The organism is Paracoccus sp. S1E-3, from assembly GCF_013868135.1.
Lineage (GTDB): Bacteria > Pseudomonadota > Alphaproteobacteria > Rhodobacterales > Rhodobacteraceae > Paracoccus.
The window spans coordinates 1,512,180-1,528,801 of the sequence record NZ_JACEMU010000004.1; the positions used below are offsets into that span (position 1 = coordinate 1,512,180).

General features: G+C 62.7%; 14 protein-coding genes and 1 tRNA gene. 8 read left to right on the top strand and 7 right to left on the bottom strand.

The annotated features are described in order from the left end of the window. Nucleotides 1–54: 54 nt before the first annotated feature. Nucleotides 55–2,196 carry a polyribonucleotide nucleotidyltransferase gene (pnp, locus tag H1S04_RS07535; RefSeq protein ID WP_181744887.1) on the bottom strand — a complete coding sequence of 714 codons (2,142 nt, stop codon included), beginning with the start codon at nt 2,194–2,196 and terminating at the stop codon, nt 55–57. A gap of 494 nt (nt 2,197–2,690) precedes the next feature. Beyond that, entirely contained in the window at nt 2,691–4,175 is a 1,485-nt protein-coding gene (gene phoA / locus H1S04_RS07540; RefSeq protein WP_181744888.1) for an alkaline phosphatase, read from the bottom strand. A 161-nt stretch (nt 4,176–4,336) separates the two neighbouring features. Here phoA and H1S04_RS07545 point away from each other — a divergent pair, with 161 nt between their 5' ends. After that, complete coding sequence (locus tag H1S04_RS07545) at nt 4,337–4,945, top strand: YdeI family protein (protein WP_181744889.1); 609 nt, start codon at nt 4,337–4,339, stop codon at nt 4,943–4,945. A gap of 96 nt (nt 4,946–5,041) precedes the next feature. On the opposite strand, the gene rpsO is transcribed toward H1S04_RS07545, so the two are convergent. The 3 genes from rpsO to H1S04_RS07560 all read right to left on the bottom strand — a co-directional run bounded on the left by rpsO (nt 5,042) and on the right by H1S04_RS07560 (nt 6,964). Continuing rightward, complete coding sequence (gene rpsO / locus H1S04_RS07550) at nt 5,042–5,311, bottom strand: 30S ribosomal protein S15 (protein ID WP_181744890.1); 270 nt, start codon at nt 5,309–5,311, stop codon at nt 5,042–5,044. Nucleotides 5,312–5,446: 135 nt separating this feature from the next. After that, nucleotides 5,447–6,355: a calcium-binding protein gene (locus tag H1S04_RS18880; protein WP_181744891.1), complete on the bottom strand. Its 909-nt coding sequence runs from the start codon at nt 6,353–6,355 to the stop codon at nt 5,447–5,449. A gap of 72 nt (nt 6,356–6,427) precedes the next feature. After that, nucleotides 6,428–6,964, bottom strand: coding sequence for a pseudouridine synthase (locus H1S04_RS07560; protein ID WP_181744892.1), 537 nt, complete (start codon nt 6,962–6,964; stop codon nt 6,428–6,430). Nucleotides 6,965–7,187: 223 nt separating this feature from the next. Here H1S04_RS07560 and leuC point away from each other — a divergent pair, with 223 nt between their 5' ends. From leuC to H1S04_RS07580, 4 genes are read left to right on the top strand one after another with little or no spacing between them, the layout of a single operon-like run. Continuing rightward, complete coding sequence (leuC, locus tag H1S04_RS07565) at nt 7,188–8,624, top strand: 3-isopropylmalate dehydratase large subunit (protein ID WP_181744893.1); 1,437 nt, start codon at nt 7,188–7,190, stop codon at nt 8,622–8,624. 5 nt (nt 8,625–8,629) lie between these two features. Further along, nucleotides 8,630–9,121 (top strand): DUF4396 domain-containing protein, encoded by a 492-nt coding sequence (locus H1S04_RS07570; RefSeq protein ID WP_181744894.1) that lies wholly within the window; start codon nt 8,630–8,632, stop codon nt 9,119–9,121. Between the two features lie 32 nt (nt 9,122–9,153). Next, a complete protein-coding gene (gene leuD / locus H1S04_RS07575) occupies nt 9,154–9,759 on the top strand; it encodes a 3-isopropylmalate dehydratase small subunit (protein WP_181744895.1) in 606 nt (201 codons plus the stop codon). 7 nt (nt 9,760–9,766) lie between these two features. Beyond that, nucleotides 9,767–10,816 (top strand): endonuclease/exonuclease/phosphatase family protein, encoded by a 1,050-nt coding sequence (locus H1S04_RS07580; protein WP_366521908.1) that lies wholly within the window; start codon nt 9,767–9,769, stop codon nt 10,814–10,816. A 2-nt stretch (nt 10,817–10,818) separates the two neighbouring features. On the opposite strand, the gene H1S04_RS07585 is transcribed toward H1S04_RS07580, so the two are convergent. Further along, nucleotides 10,819–11,256: a hypothetical protein gene (locus H1S04_RS07585; RefSeq protein WP_181744896.1), complete on the bottom strand. Its 438-nt coding sequence runs from the start codon at nt 11,254–11,256 to the stop codon at nt 10,819–10,821. 164 nt (nt 11,257–11,420) lie between these two features. Between H1S04_RS07585 and leuB the strand changes: the two genes are divergently transcribed. The 3 genes from leuB (at nt 11,421) to H1S04_RS07600 (ending at nt 13,657) form a co-directional block, all read left to right on the top strand. After that, the gene (gene leuB / locus H1S04_RS07590; protein ID WP_181744897.1) at nt 11,421–12,542 is read left to right on the top strand and encodes a 3-isopropylmalate dehydrogenase; all 1,122 of its coding nucleotides are present in this window, start codon (nt 11,421–11,423) and stop codon (nt 12,540–12,542) included. Then, nucleotides 12,543–13,517: a DMT family transporter gene (locus tag H1S04_RS07595; RefSeq protein WP_298946874.1), complete on the top strand. Its 975-nt coding sequence runs from the start codon at nt 12,543–12,545 to the stop codon at nt 13,515–13,517. 63 nt (nt 13,518–13,580) lie between these two features. Further along, a tRNA-Pro gene (locus H1S04_RS07600) sits at nt 13,581–13,657 on the top strand. Nucleotides 13,658–13,949: 292 nt separating this feature from the next. Here the strand turns inward: H1S04_RS07600 and H1S04_RS07605 are convergent. Continuing rightward, entirely contained in the window at nt 13,950–16,409 is a 2,460-nt protein-coding gene (locus H1S04_RS07605; RefSeq protein WP_181744898.1) for an SIR2 family protein, read from the bottom strand. Nucleotides 16,410–16,622: the final 213 nt, after the last annotated feature.

Below are 16,622 nucleotides of genomic sequence, written 5' to 3' on the forward strand. Positions count from 1 at the left end.
ACGAAAAATGCCCCGCAGTCGCGGGGCATTTCGCTTTGAGAGAAGGCAGGCCGATTACTCGGCAGTTTCTTCCTTCACCTCGGTGATTTCCTGGCCGGTTTCCTGATCGACCATCTTCATGCCCAGACGGACCTTGCCGCGGTCATCGAAGCCCAGCAGCTTGACCTTCACTTCCTGGCCTTCCTTCAGCACCTCATTGGGGTGGTTCAGGCGCTTGTTGGCGATCTGGGACACGTGGACCAGACCGTCGCGCTTGCCGAAGAAGTTCACGAAGGCGCCGAAATCGACCAGCTTCACCACCTTGCCGGTGTAGATCTGGCCTTCTTCCGGCTCTGCCACGATCGAATATATCATGTCATGGGCCTTCTTGATCGAATCGGCATTGGCCGAGGCGATCTTGATGGTGCCGTCGTCGTTGATATCGACCTTGGCGCCCGAGACTTCCACGATCTCGCGGATGACCTTCCCGCCCGAGCCGATCACTTCACGGATCTTGTCGGTCGGAATGTGCATGGTCTCGATCCGCGGGGCGTGGGCCGAAAACTCGCGGCGGCCTTCGGTCAGGGCTTTCGACATTTCGGACAGGATGTGCATCCGGCCGTCCTTGGCCTGTGCCAGCGCCTGTTCCATGATCGCCGGGGTGATCCCCGCGACCTTGATGTCCATCTGCAGCGAGGTGATGCCGTTGGCGGTCCCCGCAACCTTGAAGTCCATGTCGCCGAGGTGATCCTCGTCGCCCAGAATGTCGGTCAGAACGGCGTATTTGCCGTCATCTTCCAGGATCAGGCCCATGGCCACGCCCGCGACCGGCGCCTTCAGCGGCACGCCGGCATCCATCATCGACAGCGAGCCGCCGCAGACCGACGCCATCGAGGACGAACCGTTCGATTCGGTGATCTCGGAGACGACGCGGATAGTATAGGGGAAATCGGTCGGGGCCGGCAGCACCGCCTGCAGCGCGCGCCATGCCAGCTTGCCATGGCCGATTTCACGGCGACCCGGCGAACCCACGCGGCCAACCTCGCCGACCGAATAGGGCGGGAAGTTGTAATGCAGCAGGAAGTTCGAACGGAAATTGCCATGCAGCGCGTCGATGATCTGTTCGTCATCGCCGGTGCCCAGCGTGGTCACCACCAGCGCCTGCGTCTCGCCGCGGGTGAACAGCGCCGAGCCGTGGGTGCGCGGCAGGATGCCGACCTCGCAGTCGATGGCGCGCACGGTCTTGTTGTCGCGGCCGTCGATGCGGGCGCCGCCATTGATGATGTCGCCGCGCAGGATCGAGGATTCCAGCTTTTTCAGGGCCGAACCCAGATTGGCATCCAGCGCCTCATCTTCGGTCAGGCCGGCCTTGATCGCGGCTTTCGAGGCCTCGATGGCGTCGTGACGCTCGCCCTTGTCGCGCAGGGCATAGGCGGCGCGCATCGAGTCCTCACCCAGCGATTTCACGCGGGCATACAGCTCCGAATAGTCGGGCGACTGGAAGTCGAAGGGTTCTTTCGCGGCGTCTTCGGCGAAGTCGATGATCATGTCGATCACCGGCTGCATGGCGTCATGGCCGAATTTGACCGCGCCCAGCATTTCGGCCTCAGTCAGCTCGTAAGCTTCCGACTCGACCATCATCACCGCGTCCTTGGTGCCGGCAACGACCAGATCCAGACGCTGCTCGGGGTTGCTGCGCAGCTGGTCCATGTCCTGAACTTCGGGATTCAGCACATATTCGCCGTCAACGAAGCCGACGCGCGCCGCGCCGATCGGACCCATGAAGGGCACGCCCGAAATCGTCAGCGCCGCCGAAGCCGCGATCATGGCGACGATGTCGGGGTCGTTGACCAGATCGTGCGACAGCACGGTGCACATGACCAGAACTTCGTTCTTGAAGCCGGGGACGAACAGCGGACGGACCGGACGGTCGATCAGACGCGCGGTCAGCGTTTCCTTTTCGGTCGGGCGCGCTTCGCGCTTGAAGAAGCCGCCCGGCACCTTACCGGCGGCGTAGTATTTTTCCTGATAGTGAACCGTCAGCGGGAAGAAATCCTGGCCGGGTTTCGGTTCTTTCGCGAAGGTCACGTTGGCCATGACGCTGGTTTCGCCCAAAGTGGCGATCACACTGCCGTCGGCCTGACGCGCAACCTTGCCGGTCTCCAGCGTGAGCGTTTCATTGCCCCACTGGATTGATTTTTTCACTTCATCAAACATCGTGTTTCCTCTGGGCGCGTGCCAGCCCTCCGGCCGCGCCGTGTTGTGATGCGGCCCCATTGCCGCCGCCCCGATCCTTTGCGTTGCCCCGGAGCCGGGCTTCACGTCACAGATTGGGGGGCCATACAGGAAATCAAGGGGTTTGGGAAGGGAAAGCTCGGCTCCTGGGCCGGAGCGGCGGTGCGCGGCGGTATCGGCCCGGCCCCGTGGCAGCATCCGGAAATGCGGGCACCGCATCAGCGTCCGTATGCCGGATACCGGCCCCGCTGGCAGCGGGCGTTTCACGAACACCCGCGGGTTCACAGGCGCGGGCGATGCCGAGGCGCTGCATGGCGCGCCCCCTTCTGTGTCAAAGCCGACGGGCGGGCGCCCTTATGGATCGCCCGCCCGTCGGCCTTGATGTGGAAAGCTGCCTCTGCCCGGCTGCAACGACCGATTCAGACGCTTCCAAAGAGATGGCGGGACGCAGCCGCGTCCCGCCTGCCTCCGGCGGCTTACTGCGCCGCGGCGGTGGTCGTCGCCGGTGCGGTTTCGACAGCGGCCGAGGTCTCGGTCCCCAGCCCCAGCGCGTCGCGCATGGTGAAGAACAGGTCGGTCTGATCGGTCAGGCCTGTCACATTCGCCGCCCCCGGACCGTAGGCCGCGACCCGCAGCTGCGCGCCGGTGTGACCCTGATCGTCGGCCACGTCGGCATTGCCGTAGTTGATGGCCATAACTGTATCGTCGGCGGTGTTGACCAGTTGGCTGAAGCCCGGCGTTTTCGAGTCGGGATAGACGATCTGGCTGGAATGGGCATGGTCGGCGGTGACGATGACCAGCGTATCGCCCTGCTCGCGGGCGAAGTTCAGCGCCACCTGCACGGCTTCGTCCAGATCCACCGTCTCGCCGATCTGACCGCAGGGATTGGCCGCATGGTCCTGCTTGTCGATCGAGGCACCTTCGACCTGCAGGAAGAAGCCCTTCTCGTTCGCGCTCAGCAGGCTGATCGCCTTTTCGGTCATCTGCGCCAGCGTCGGCACTTCGGCGCCGCGCTCGGCGTTCGGCTGGCAGGTGACAGCGGCCTGTTCCTGGATGCCGTTCACCACCGCTTGCGGACCCATCCAGCGCACCGGCATGTTGCCCGGCGCGAACAGGCCCAGAACCGGCTGTTCGTCATTGGCGCCATTGACGGCCTGCAGCTGCTCCAGCGTCTCGACCACCTGATAGCCGCGGGCACGGGCCTGCTCGATCAGGGGCTGGTCCTTCCACTCGCCGGCGCGGGCGACATCGTCGAAATACTTGCGGCCGCCGCCCAGCGTCACATCGGGGCGGGTGTTCAGCAGCTGTTCGGAAATCGAACCCAGACCGCCATTTTCCAGCGCGTTTTCCGCACATTTTTCAGCCGTCGAGGTCGGATCGTAGCATTTCCGCCCGCTGACATGGGCGACCTGCACGGCGGGGGTGGCGTCCTGGATCTCGGAGGTCGAGACATCGCCCGTGGCCAGACCGGCCTTCTTGGCCATTTGCAGCAGCGTGGTCTGCGGCGCGCCCTTGATGTCGACCGAGATCGCGCCGTTATAGGTCTTCGTCCCCGTCGCCCAGGCGGTGCCCGAAGCAGCGGAATCGGTGACGTAATCGGGCTTGCCGTCCTTCATCAGCGCGTAATGGGTGTATTGGCCGGTCACCGGCAGCGCGTCCAACCCCTTGAAGGCCCCGCCCGCACCAAGCGCCACGTTGCGCGCGATGGTGATTTCGGAATCGCCCATGCCGTCACCGATCAGCAGGATCACGTTCTTGGCCTTGCCGCCCTTGATCGCCGCAGTGAAGGCCTCGGTGATGTCGCCCGACAGGCGGCGCGCGCCCCCATTGACCGCGATCTCGCCCTTGTGGGTGCGGTCCAGCAGCGCGCCTTCATCGACGGATTGCGCGAAAGCCGCGCCGCCGAGCCCGGCGGCAAGAATGGCGGTCGAGGCGCAGAGGGTTGCGAAAGTCCTGGTCATATCGGTCTCACTTCTTGGGAGGGGTTCGTCTCGCCCCGTGCCCTACGCTTCGAAAAAGACGCTTTCGCGACAGTCGAACGATAGTTTCGTGACGAACCACTCGGGGTGCTAGACAGCGCCGCCCGGTCTTGCCAATCTTCGCTGGCGCGAAAGGGAAAATCATGACCAAACCCGCCAAACCCCTGCCCGACGACCGCGTCCGGTTGGACGCCTTCTTTTCGCATCAGACCACGTGGCGCGACGAATTGCTTGCGCTGCGCGCGATCCTGCTGGACGCCGGCCTGACCGAAACATTCAAATGGTCTTCACCTGTCTATACCGCCCATGGCGGCAATGTGGCGATCATCTGGGGCTTCAAGGACCGTGCCGCCATCGGCTTTTTCAAGGGCGTGCTGATGCAGGATCCCGAACACCTGCTGGAAGCGCCGGGCGACAATTCGCGCAGCTCTCGGGTGATCAATTTCACCAGTCTCGATCAGATCAAGGGCGCCGCGCCGGTGCTGCGCGCCTATCTGGCCGAGGCGAGCCGGATCGAGGAACAGGGGCTGAAGGTCGATCTGCCCAAGGACGATCTGGAATATCCCGAGGAACTGGTCAGTCGCCTGGACGGCGACCCCGACTTCCGCGAGGCGTTCGAGGCGCTGACGCCGGGTCGCCGCCGCAGCTGGGTGCTGCATTTCGGGGGCGCCAAACAGGCGGCCACTCGCGTGGCGCGGATCGACAAGGCCGCCCCGAAAATTCTCGCGGGCAAGGGCTTCAACGACCGCTGAGCGCCCCGGCAGGCGCGCCGCCGGGCCCAACGAAAAACGCCCGCGGCCGAAGCCACGGGCGTGATCCGTTCCTGCCGCGCCAGAAGGCGCTGCGGATCAGCGACGGATGCCCAGACGCTTGATGAGGTCCTGGTAACGGGCCTCTTCCTTGCCCTTCAGGTAGTCCAGCAGCTTGCGGCGCTGAGCCACCAGCTTCAGAAGCCCACGACGGCTGTGGTTGTCCTTCTTGTGGGTCTTGAAGTGCTCGGTCAGGGTCGAAATGCGCGAGGTCAGAATCGCGACCTGAACTTCGGGGGAACCGGTATCGCCTTTTTTGGTGGCGAATTCGTTCATCAGGCGATTCTTTTCTTCAACAGTAATCGACATCGGGGTCTCCTTTCAGAAACAGTGGGTTATGGCGCAGCCCGGGATGTCGTCCAGAACCGGCCCATGGAGGAAGCATCGCAGGGTTTCGCCGGCGAACGCGCGCCTATACGCAGATTTTCCGGCAAATGAAAGCCTCTAGTCGTCCGGGCGGTGCAGAATGATGTCCTCCAGCGTCAGCCCCGCACCGCCCGCCAGCCGCGCCACCGGCTGATCGTCGACCAGCAAGGTGGCGCTGCCGTCAGGGTTGTGACTGATGGTCAACTCGGAGTCGGGATGAGGGACCGCGATCTCGATCCGGTCGCCCTCGGCATAGTCGGTGATCTGCACCACGCCATCCTCATCACCATAGACGACGAGGAAGGAATCATCGCCAGCATTCCCCTCGAGCACGTCGCCGGCCGTGCCCACCAGCAGGTCGTCGCCGTCGCCACCCCGCAGCGTATCCGCGCCCTTGCCGCCCGTCAGGGTGTCATGGCCCAGGCCGCCGTCCAGATCGTCATTGCCGTCCCCGCCATCCAGCACGTCATCGCCGTTCTCGCCCCGCAGCCAGTCATCCCCGACGTCGCCCGCCAGATCGTCGTCGCCTGCGCCGCCAAACAGGTGGTCATCGCCCGCGCCCCCCTGCAACTTGTCTTGGCCGTCCGCCGCAGGGATGTCCTGCGAACCGGCGCTGTCCGCTGCCGCGTCGTCCCAGTCATCGCTGGCGTCATCCCCGTGCAGCCAGTCATCGCCGTCCAGCCCTTCCAGCGTGTCAGTCCCCGCCCCGCCCGAAAGCGTGTCGCGGCCCGCGCCCCCCGTCACCAGATCGTCGTCGTTCCCCCCGGCCAGCACGCGGCCTTCCACAACAGGTTCGTCGGGCGCTAGGTCATCCTCATCCGTCCCTTCGTCATCGGTCGGACCATCGCCGCCAGAGGGCTCGATCCTCGGATCGTCTTCCCCCTCCTGCCCGAAGCCCGCATCCTCCGCCGCGTCGTCGCTATTGCCAAAAATTTCCAACGCGGCACCGGCCGCCAAGGCGCCCAGAACGCCCGCGAGAATCAGCATATCACACCTCACCAGTTGAGGCAGAACATAGCCCAGACATGGCCGCCCCATCCGACCAATCTTGAACCAGAGTTAATCCGCCGCGCGCCACTCGCCGGGCGCAAGCCCGTCCAGCGTCCAGGCGCCGACCTGCCAGCGCACCAGCCGCAGCGTCGGCAGACCGACGGCGGCGGTCATGCGGCGGACCTGGCGGTTGCGCCCTTCGCGGATGGTCAGGCGCAGCCACGCATCCGGAACGGTCTTGCGCACCCTGACCGGCGGGTCGCGCGGCCACAGATCGGGCGGCGCGATCAGCTCGGCCTGCGCGGGCAGCGCGGGGCCGTCCTTCAGCAGGACCCCCTTCGCCAGTGCCGCAAGCTGGGCCGCGTCCGGCGCGCCCTCGACCTGCACCAGATAGGTCTTTTCCATCTTGTGCTTCGGATCGCTGATGCGCGCCTGCAAGCGGCCGTCGTCGGTCAGCAGCAGAAGCCCCTCGCTGTCCATATCCAGCCGCCCGGCGGGATAGACGCCCTTCACCTTGACGTAATCGGCCAGCGTCGGGCGCGGATCGGCCGATTGGTCGGTGAATTGCGGCAGCACGCCATAAGGCTTGTTCAGCAGGATCAGCATAATGTCCTGTTACCTTGCCCGCCGCCGGACGCAAGCTCCCGAATCCCTTGCCTCGGCAGCGCGAGGGGCCTAAATTGCTTGTCATGATGCGCTATTTCAACATTCACGACCGCGCCCGCCTGCCGGGTCGCTTTTACGGCGAAAGCCTGTCCGTGACTGCCCGCCTGTGATCTCGGCTCCTGCCCGATCACCCCGAAAGCCATTCCTTTACAAGAGAACAGCCATGACCGGCACCACCAACGCGGGCGCGCCCCGCACGCTCTATGACAAGATCTGGGACGCCCATATCGTCGACACAACCGAGGACGGCACCTCGATCCTGTATATCGACCGCCATCTGGTCCACGAGGTCACCAGCCCCCAGGCCTTCGAGGGCCTGCGCATGGCCGGCCGCAAGGTCCGCCGCCCGGACCAGACGATCGCCGTGCCCGACCATAACGTGCCGACCACCGCCGACCGGGTGAACGGGATCGAGAACCCCGAGGGCCGCATTCAGGTCGCGGAACTGGACAAGAATGCCCGCGAATTCGGGCTGAACTACTATCCGATGAACGATATCCGGCAGGGCATCGTGCATATCGTCGGCCCCGAACAGGGTTGGACGCTGCCCGGCATGACGGTCGTGTGCGGCGACAGCCACACCGCCACCCATGGCGCCTTCGGCGCGCTGGCGCATGGCATCGGCACCTCGGAAGTGGAACATGTTCTGGCCACCCAGACGCTGATCCAGAAGAAATCCAAGAACATGAAGGTCGAGATCACCGGCAAGCTGCGCCCCGGTGTGACCGCGAAGGACATCACGCTGTCGGTGATCGGCGCCACCGGCACCGCCGGCGGCACCGGCTATGTCATCGAATATTGCGGCGAGGCGATCCGCGACCTGTCCATGGAGGGCCGCATGACGGTCTGCAACATGGCCATCGAAGGCGGCGCCCGCGCCGGGCTGATCGCGCCGGATGAAAAGACCTTCGCCTATGTGATGGGCCGCCCACATGCGCCGAAAGGCGCCGCCTGGGAAGCCGCGCTGAACTGGTGGAAGACGCTTTACTCCGATGACGACGCGCATTGGGACAAGATCATCACCATCAGGGGCGAGGATATCGCCCCGGTCGTGACCTGGGGCACCTCGCCCGAGGATGTGCTGCCGATCACCGGCAAGGTCCCTGCCGCCGAGGATTTTGAAGGCGGCAAGGTCGCCGCTGCCCAACGCTCGCTGGATTATATGGGCCTGACGCCGGGCATGGCGCTGACCGATATCAGGATCGACGCGGTGTTCATCGGGTCGTGCACCAATGGCCGGATCGAGGATCTGCGCGCCGCCGCCGGTATCCTGAAGGGCCAGAAACTGGCCGAGGGCGTGCGCGGCATGGTGGTGCCGGGCTCGGGTCTGGTGCGCCTGCAGGCGGAAGAAGAAGGTCTCGACAAGATCTTCACCGATGCCGGCTTCGAATGGCGTCTTGCGGGCTGCTCGATGTGTCTGGGCATGAACCCCGACCAGCTGGCACCGGGCGAGCGTTGCGCCGCCACCTCGAACCGCAATTTCGAGGGGCGCATGGGCTATAAGGGCCGCACGCATCTGATGTCGCCGGTCATGGCCGCCGCAGCCGCCATCGCCGGCCATCTGGTCGATGTGCGCGAGGTGATGGCCGAAACCGCCTGAGCACCATGGAGCCGCACCACCACCAGCACCGCCGGTCGGGCAGCGAGGACGGCCCCACGCTCAACGCGCTTGCGCGGGCGGCGACCATCCATTGCCTGACCGGCTGCGCCATCGGCGAGGTGCTGGGCATGGTGATCGGGACCGCGCTGCACTGGTCAAATCTGGCGACGGTCGTGTTGTCGGTCGTTCTGGCCTTCATCTTCGGCTATGCGCTGACCATGCGGCCGCTGCTGGCCTCCGGTATGGGCTTTGCGGCCGCCGCGAAGCTGGCGCTGGCGGCCGACACGGCCTCGATCACCATCATGGAGATCGTCGACAACCTGATCATGCTGGTAGTCCCCGGCGCGATGGACGCGCATCTGTCCTCGCCGCTCTTCTGGATCACCCTCGTGCTGGCGCTCGGCATCGCGGGCCTCGCGGCTTTCCCGGTCAATCGCTGGCTCATCAAGCGGGGGCGTGGCCACGCCCTCGTTCATTCGCATCACAATCATGGCTGACGGCGCGCCCTCAGCCTTCCGAGGACATTGAAATGGACAAGTTCACCACCCTGACCGCCGTCGCGGCCCCCATGCCGCTGGTCAATATCGACACCGACATGATCATCCCGAAGCAATTCCTGAAAACGATCCATCGCACGGGTCTCGGCAAGAACCTGTTCGACGAGATGCGCTTCGACCGCGACGGCAACGAGATCGAGGATTTCGTGCTGAACCAGCCGGCCTGGCGCAAGGCCGAGATCATCGTCGCCGGCGACAATTTCGGCTGCGGATCGTCGCGCGAACATGCGCCCTGGGCACTGCTAGATTTCGGCATCCGCTGCGTCATTTCGACCAGCTTTGCGGACATCTTCTTCAACAACTGCTTCAAGAACGGCATCCTGCCGGTCGTGCTGCCGGAAGACGCCGTGAAGGCGCTGATGGATGATGCGCGCAACGGCGCCAATGCCCGCCTGACCGTCGACTTGGAGGCGCAGACCGTGACCGCGCCGGACGGCACCGAATATCACTTCGACATCGACCCGACCCGCAAGCACAATCTGCTGAACGGGCTGGACGATATCGGCCAGACGATGGAACGCGGCGCCGCCATCGACGCCTTCGAGGCTGCGGCCCAACAGTCCCGCCCCTGGGTCTGATGCCGCCTTGGGTCTGAAGCCGGCCCTGCTGACACTGTTTTCGGCCGCCGCGCTGGCAAGTCCCGCGGTGGCCGAAACCCTTCGCATCGCCAGCTTCGATCCCGAACTGACCCGCAAGGGGCCGGGACTGCTGCTGCGCGACATCCGGCGCGGGAAGGACCCGCAGATCCTCGCCGCCGCCATGGTGATCGCCGAGGTCAACCCCGACGTATTGCTGCTGACCGGCTTCGACTGGGACCATGACCGCGCCGCCCTGCGCGCCTTCGCCCAGCTTCTGGCCCGCTCTGGCGTGGATTACCCCCATCTGCTGTCCCCGCAGCCCAATCGCGGCATGGCCAGCGGCGCTGATCTGGACGGCGACGGCAAGCTGGCCGAGGCCGACGATTCGCAAGGCTGGGGCAGCTTCACCGGCCAGAACGGCATGGCGATCCTGTCGCGAATCCCACTGGGAGAGGTCACCGATTACGGCCCGACCCTGTGGCGCGATCTGCCGGGCCACCTCATCGGCGAAGCGCTGACACCCGAGGCGGCGGCGGTGCAGCGCCTGTCCAGCGGCGGCCATTGGGATGTCGAAATCCTGACCCAGCCGCCGCTGCACCTGCTGGCCTTCGCCGCCACTGCCCCGGTCTTCGACGGCCCCGAGGATCGCAACGGCCGCCGCAATCACGACGAAATCGCCTTCTGGAGGACACATCTGCCCGATGCACCTTTCGTGCTGGCCGGCAATGCCAATCTCGACCCGCAGGACGGCGACGGCCGGCACGAGGCGATCCGCGCCCTGCTGGCCGACTCGCGCCTGACCGACCCGCTGCCCCGCAGCGACGGCGCAGAAGCCGCGCCGGACCCGGATCACAAGGGCGATCCGGCGCTGGATACAGCCGATTGGCCCGATGGCAAGCCCGGCAACCTGCGGGTGACCTATGTTCTGCCCGCGCGGCGGCTGGCCGTCACCGGATCGGGGGTCTTCTGGCCGGCGAAAGGCCAGCCCGGATCGCAGGCCGCGGCGGCGGCCTCGCCCCACAAGCTGGTCTGGGTGGATCTGGAGATCGGCGGATGAGCCTAGTTCTCCGCCGCAGGTGCGGTCGCTTCGGCGGCTGCGTTCCCGCCGTCATCCGACCCCTCGCCACCATCCGCCACCCCGCCGCCCATGGCGATCAGGTCATCGATGATCGGGCGCGCGCGCGGCCCGATCCTGTCGCAGGTGGCGGGATCTTCCATCATCCGAAAGGCGGGGCCGTAATATTTGCGGTCATAGGTGGCGGGGTCGATCCCCAGCCGCGCCGCCAGCATGTCGCCGGTCCCGGTCAGCAGCATCCATTCCTCGTCGCTGATCCGGTAGTCTGGGCAGTTCGAGGTGACGACGTTGATCTGCGCCAGCGCGGCCAGCAGCCGCTCGGCATCGCGATCCGAAATGCTGGCGAGATCGGGCAGCGGCACGGCCAGCTTGGCATCGGCGCGCAGCGCGGGCGCGGCCGCACTCCATACGGGGACGGCCATCAGAAGCGCGGCGAACAGGCGGTTCGGGAATCGTTTTTCGGCATTCTTCATCACCGCCGACTCGGCCCGATCCGCACGCATTCCGCAACCCAATTCACCGTGAACTTGACCAGATCAGGTGCCGGCGTTACCCCACGTTCAACCCCGAAAAAGACGAGGAACCCATGTCCGATTATTCCCTGCTGATCCTGCCCGGCGATGGCATCGGCCCCGAGGTGATGGCCGAGGTCCGCAAGATCATCGGCTGGTTCGAGGCAAATCGCGGTATGCGCTTCGACGTTTCCGAAGATCTGGTCGGCGGTGCAGCCTATGATAGGCATGGCAAGCCGCTGGCCGACGAAACCATGGCCAAGGCGCAAGAGGTGGATGCGGTCCTGCTGGGCGCGGTCGGTGGCCCGAAATACGACAATCTCGACTTTTCCGTGAAGCCCGAGCGCGGGCTGCTGCGCCTGCGCAAGGAAATGGACCTGTTCGCCAACCTGCGCCCGGCGCAATGCTTCGATGCGCTGGCGGATTTCTCCTCGCTCAAGCGCGATATCGTCGCGGGCCTCGACATCCTGATCGTGCGCGAACTGACCTCGGGCGTGTATTTCGGCGAGCCGCGCGGCATCCATTCCGACGACAACAATCCCGATAACGAAGGCGGCCGCGTCGGCGTGAACACCCAGCGCTACACCTCGGGCGAGATCCGCCGCGTGGCACGCGCCGCGTTCGAACTGGCGCGCAAGCGCGGCAATCGCGTCTGCTCGATGGAAAAGGCCAATGTGATGGAATCGGGCATCCTCTGGCGCGAGGAGGTGCAGTGGGTTCATGACAACGAGTATCCCGATGTCGAGCTGTCGCATATGTATGCCGATAACGGCGCCATGCAGCTGGTGCGCAACCCACGCCAGTTCGACGTGATCGTGACCGATAACCTGTTCGGCGACATCCTGTCGGACGCCGCCGCCATGCTGACCGGCAGCTTGGGGATGCTGCCCTCTGCCAGCCTCGGCGCGCCGATGGAAAACGGCCGCCCGAAGGCGCTGTATGAACCGGTCCACGGCTCGGCGCCCGACATTGCCGGCCAGGGCCGCGCCAACCCGATCGCCTGCATCCTCAGCTTCGCGATGGCGCTGCGCTATTCCTTCGGCGAGGGTCAGGCGGCCGACGATCTGGAAAAGGCGGTGGAACGCGTGCTGGCCGATGGCGTCCGCACCGCCGACCTGATGGGGCCGGACGGGGGCACCCCGGTTTCGACCAGCGAAATGGGCGATCTGATCGTCGACGCACTGGCGAGGGGCTAAGTGTCCGCGCCGAACAATCTGAAGGGGATCGGCTTCGCCCTGATCTCGATGGGTGTCTATGCCACGCATGACGCCATCATCAAATTGCTCGGCGCGCATTACCCGGCTCTGCAGGTGCTGTTCTTTTCGTCCCTGCTGTCCTTTCCGCTGGTCTCGCTGATCCTGATGCAGGAACGCACGCCCGGGACGCTGCGACCCAACCGCCCCGGTTGGGTCGCGCTGCGTTCGGCCTGCGCGATGGGATCGGGTGTCTGCGCCTTCTATGCCTTTTCCGTCCTGCCGCTGGCGCAGGTCTATTCGATCCTGTTCGCCACCCCGCTGCTGATTACCCTGCTGTCGATCCCGATCCTGGGCGAAAGGGTCGGCATCCACCGCTGGCTGGCGGTCGCGCTTGGCCTCTGCGGGGTGCTGATCGTGCTGCGCCCCGGCACCGGCCAGGCGCTGTCCTTCGGTCATCTGGCTGCGTTGATGGGCGCCTTGTGCAGCGCCACCGCCGCCGTGGTCACGCGCAAGTTGGGCGGGTCCGAGCGTCCGCTGGTGCTGCTGATGTGGCCGATGCTGGGCAATCTGGTGCTGACCGGTGCGGGCCTGACCATCGCCTATACGCCCATGCAGCTGCCGCATCTGGCCATGGCCGGCATGATCGCCGTGCTGGGCCTGCTGGGCGGTTTCCTGTCCATCCTCGCCTATCGCGCGGGCGAGGCCGCGATCGTGGCGCCGATGCAATATTCTCAGATGATCTGGGCCACGATCTATGGCTGGTTCATCTTCGGCGAGTCTCTGGACCGCCCGACGATCATCGGCGCCAGCGTCATCATCGCCTCGGGCCTGTATATCGTCTGGCGCGAGCGGTCGCGCGGCGCCGGATCAAACCGCCCGGTCATCGCGGCGCGGATGCGCGGCGAGACCGTCACCGCCCCGAAATCGACCCTGCTGCAACGCCTGCTGCCCGGCCGCGGCCATTCCCGCGACTGATCGCTTTTTACGGCAGACCCCCTTGCATTCCGACGCGGCTCGCGCTACCTCGCCCCCCACGGTCGGAGCGTAGCGCAGCCTGGTAGCGCACCTGCTTCGGGAGCAGGGGGTCGGAGGTTCGAATCCTCTCGCTCCGACCATTTTCCCGGTGTTGTGGATTGCCACTGAAGTCTTCCTCAATTGTCACTATGCTTCCTTTGCGGCAGCGAGGCTGACTCAATTCGGCAGAAGATTCCCTCGTCTTTGAGGCGCCCGAGAAGAGCTACTGACATCGTCATCTTGATAGCTGCAGCCCATGGTGTCGGGCAATTTCGGCCCACAGCCGACCTTCGTGCCAAGCGCGGCGGAAGGTTGTATCAGCCCTTTGAACACGTAGTTGCTTGCCGTAGCAGGAGGCCGCGGGTAACCAAATATATCGGCTGGTCCGCAAATTTACTCAGTGTCCACGAGCTCATCCGCATCGTCAAGGTCGGTCGTTGCCAGATCTCCAGTGATGTCACTTGCTCGCGTAAGCCGATGCTCAAACGACACCAACGCCTGAGTAACTTCGGGGTCGGATGTATCTCTCTCCGCCCGCTTCATCGCGGACCTAACGGCATCGACATAGTCATAGTCGCCTGTCGCCTTATATATCTCCAAACACACATCGGCAAAGAGCCGCAAATTGTGCGGCAGGTTTGGGTTTCGTTCCAAGAGGGCAACGGCAGAATCATGTGCATCGTTCAAGAGTTTCGCTCTGTCCTCTGGCATCAGGCCTGCCACAGAAATCGCTCGCTCCAACACAAGGCGAACCCTATATCTTCGCACCGGACCATCGGGGCGTAGATCGTTTTCGAAAACGCGAATTTCCGTCTCAGCATCACTGAAAGAGCCCTGCCGGATAAGATTCGCGATGAGGCGATGACGAGGAACGCGCTCACTGGGGGCCATCGAGATCATCATCCTGAGGAGCTCATTTTGATCGCCAAAATCGGTGATTCTCCGAATTCCCGAATCGGTCGAGCAGAGTTGCCGCATAGTCGCTATCTCAACATCGTATGAAGGGGACAATGTTTGAATGGTGCGTCGAAGTAAATCAAAAATGTCATCCGGATCAGCAAACTTGTAGTCGGCGATGATATTTGAGATAACCGGATGCCGCCCTCTCCAGCCAAATATACCGTTCCTTTTGTCGATGAAAAATTCTTCAACCAAACCGTCGAGGTTGTCTAAGATCATTCCAAGATCTTGCGCTTGAATTTTAAGGAGCCGGATTACGAGTTGGCGATGCACAACAACTCCTAAGCTCTCTAGTGCGCAGATGTATTTGTAAATATTCTGAAAGTCCTGCGGTATGCTCGAAAACTCCTTAAGTACGATTAAATCGAAACGATCATTCGCGAATATATTCTTCATGCAAACGAAGAAATCTCCATTGCAGCGTTCGGTGAGTCGCCGCTTCTTTTCTTGATAGGTGAATCCACGGAAACTTTTATCAACGAGTTGTGTGATTTTTGGTTTGCTTTGCACAAGATTTAAAAGGCTGGCGATTTCCGATTGATCTAGCTTTGACAGCCTCTCGATATTTCCAAACTTCGTCAAATTGGACGACTTTACGCGAGGCTTCCAATGGTTGTTGGAGGATGTAAGGATCAATCTGAGGCATTCATTTCCGTCAGCCACGAGTAGATTGACGAGGTTGTTCACTTCGGGCAGGTAGGAATGTGCGTCATCCAGAAGGAGAACGCCGTTTTTTCCTTGCTCCCTTAAGTCGCCCGCCAAGGCTCTCCATTTTTCGGAAAGAAATGGGCGATTTGGGTGGTGTTCCCAGCCCATGAAGCCTTCATCCACAAGCGATAAAGCAATCTGTCGCGCAAGTGTCGTCTTCCCAACGCCGCTTGCTCCAAGAATCGTAAGAAACCGTGAGCCGTTTAGAAGGCTTTGTTTCTGGGTGTGCCTAGAGGTTCTGTCAAAGGTCAAACCAGCCCGAATCTCAGGATATTGAGATGGCGAGCCCGCATACATGGCATCAAAATGCGCCGATGGCTTGTTTGCCTCATTGGAGATGTCAAATGTGGTGGGCGTCAGGGAAGCGTATCGAGAGAGCAGATCGCCATCATTATATACCTCTACTTCAGCCGGCGCGTTCTTCGCCATCTCGAGAAAAAAATCATCTGCGCCTCCGAAGGCGATCCTTAGGCCCTGATTCTCGAACAATAGCGCCCTGTTTTCGTCACGCGTATATATTAGGAGAAAAATGTTCTGCGACGAGTGTGAATCTTTCTTGATCTTCAGCACTCTCTGAGTGATCGCTCGAATATCGGGGTCGGAGAGTGAGTGACCTATTATGACCAAGTCGGAGTCTGTCAGATCTCCCTTTAATCGATCATACAGTTTTTCGCGGTACTCTTCGACCAGATCATTGTCTTCTGTTGTCAGGACCATTCGTGAATTGTGCCCGTCCACTACGTCGAACCCCACTGTGCCGTGAAGTTTGAAGATTGGAATGGCATCCGGCGACGTGTTGCCGTCAAAGTCAAAGTTTGAAGAGAACACCTTGATGCTTTTGCTCTTCTTTAGGTAGCATTTTTCGATTAGGTCATCATAGTTGGTTGTGAAAATTGAGCGCCACGGGTTGTCTGGAAGGTTCAGGAGCCCACCCGTTGGTCTTAAGTTCTTTAGCCTGTTTCTGACGATTCCAACCATATCACGCCGGCTTCTTTGAAGCTCAAAGAGGCTGCAAAACTCCGCGAAGTTGTAGCCTTCGGCGGAGACGCCCAGCGCAGTTGAAAGATCGGAGATTATATCAGAAACACTTGGGGCGCCAGACGGTATTGAAGCCCCTGCTCCGAAGAGTAGAATAGTTTTTTCAGGGTTAAGCTGCTTAGCAAGCGCGTCCAAAGGTACTGCCACTGTCGGTCTCCGAAAGGAATGCTGTCATACTGTAGTAGTCATTGGGTGCCATCAAGGACATTTGGGCGCGGCTATCTTCTGCCAAAGGCGATGAAGCTGGTCGATCAGCCGCCAGCGCCATTTAGCCTGATCTGGGTGGCGCGAGGACCGTCAGGTATCTGCACATAGCGGCCACTCATCCAGGACGCAGCGAACGTCCGGACTCCGCCCAAA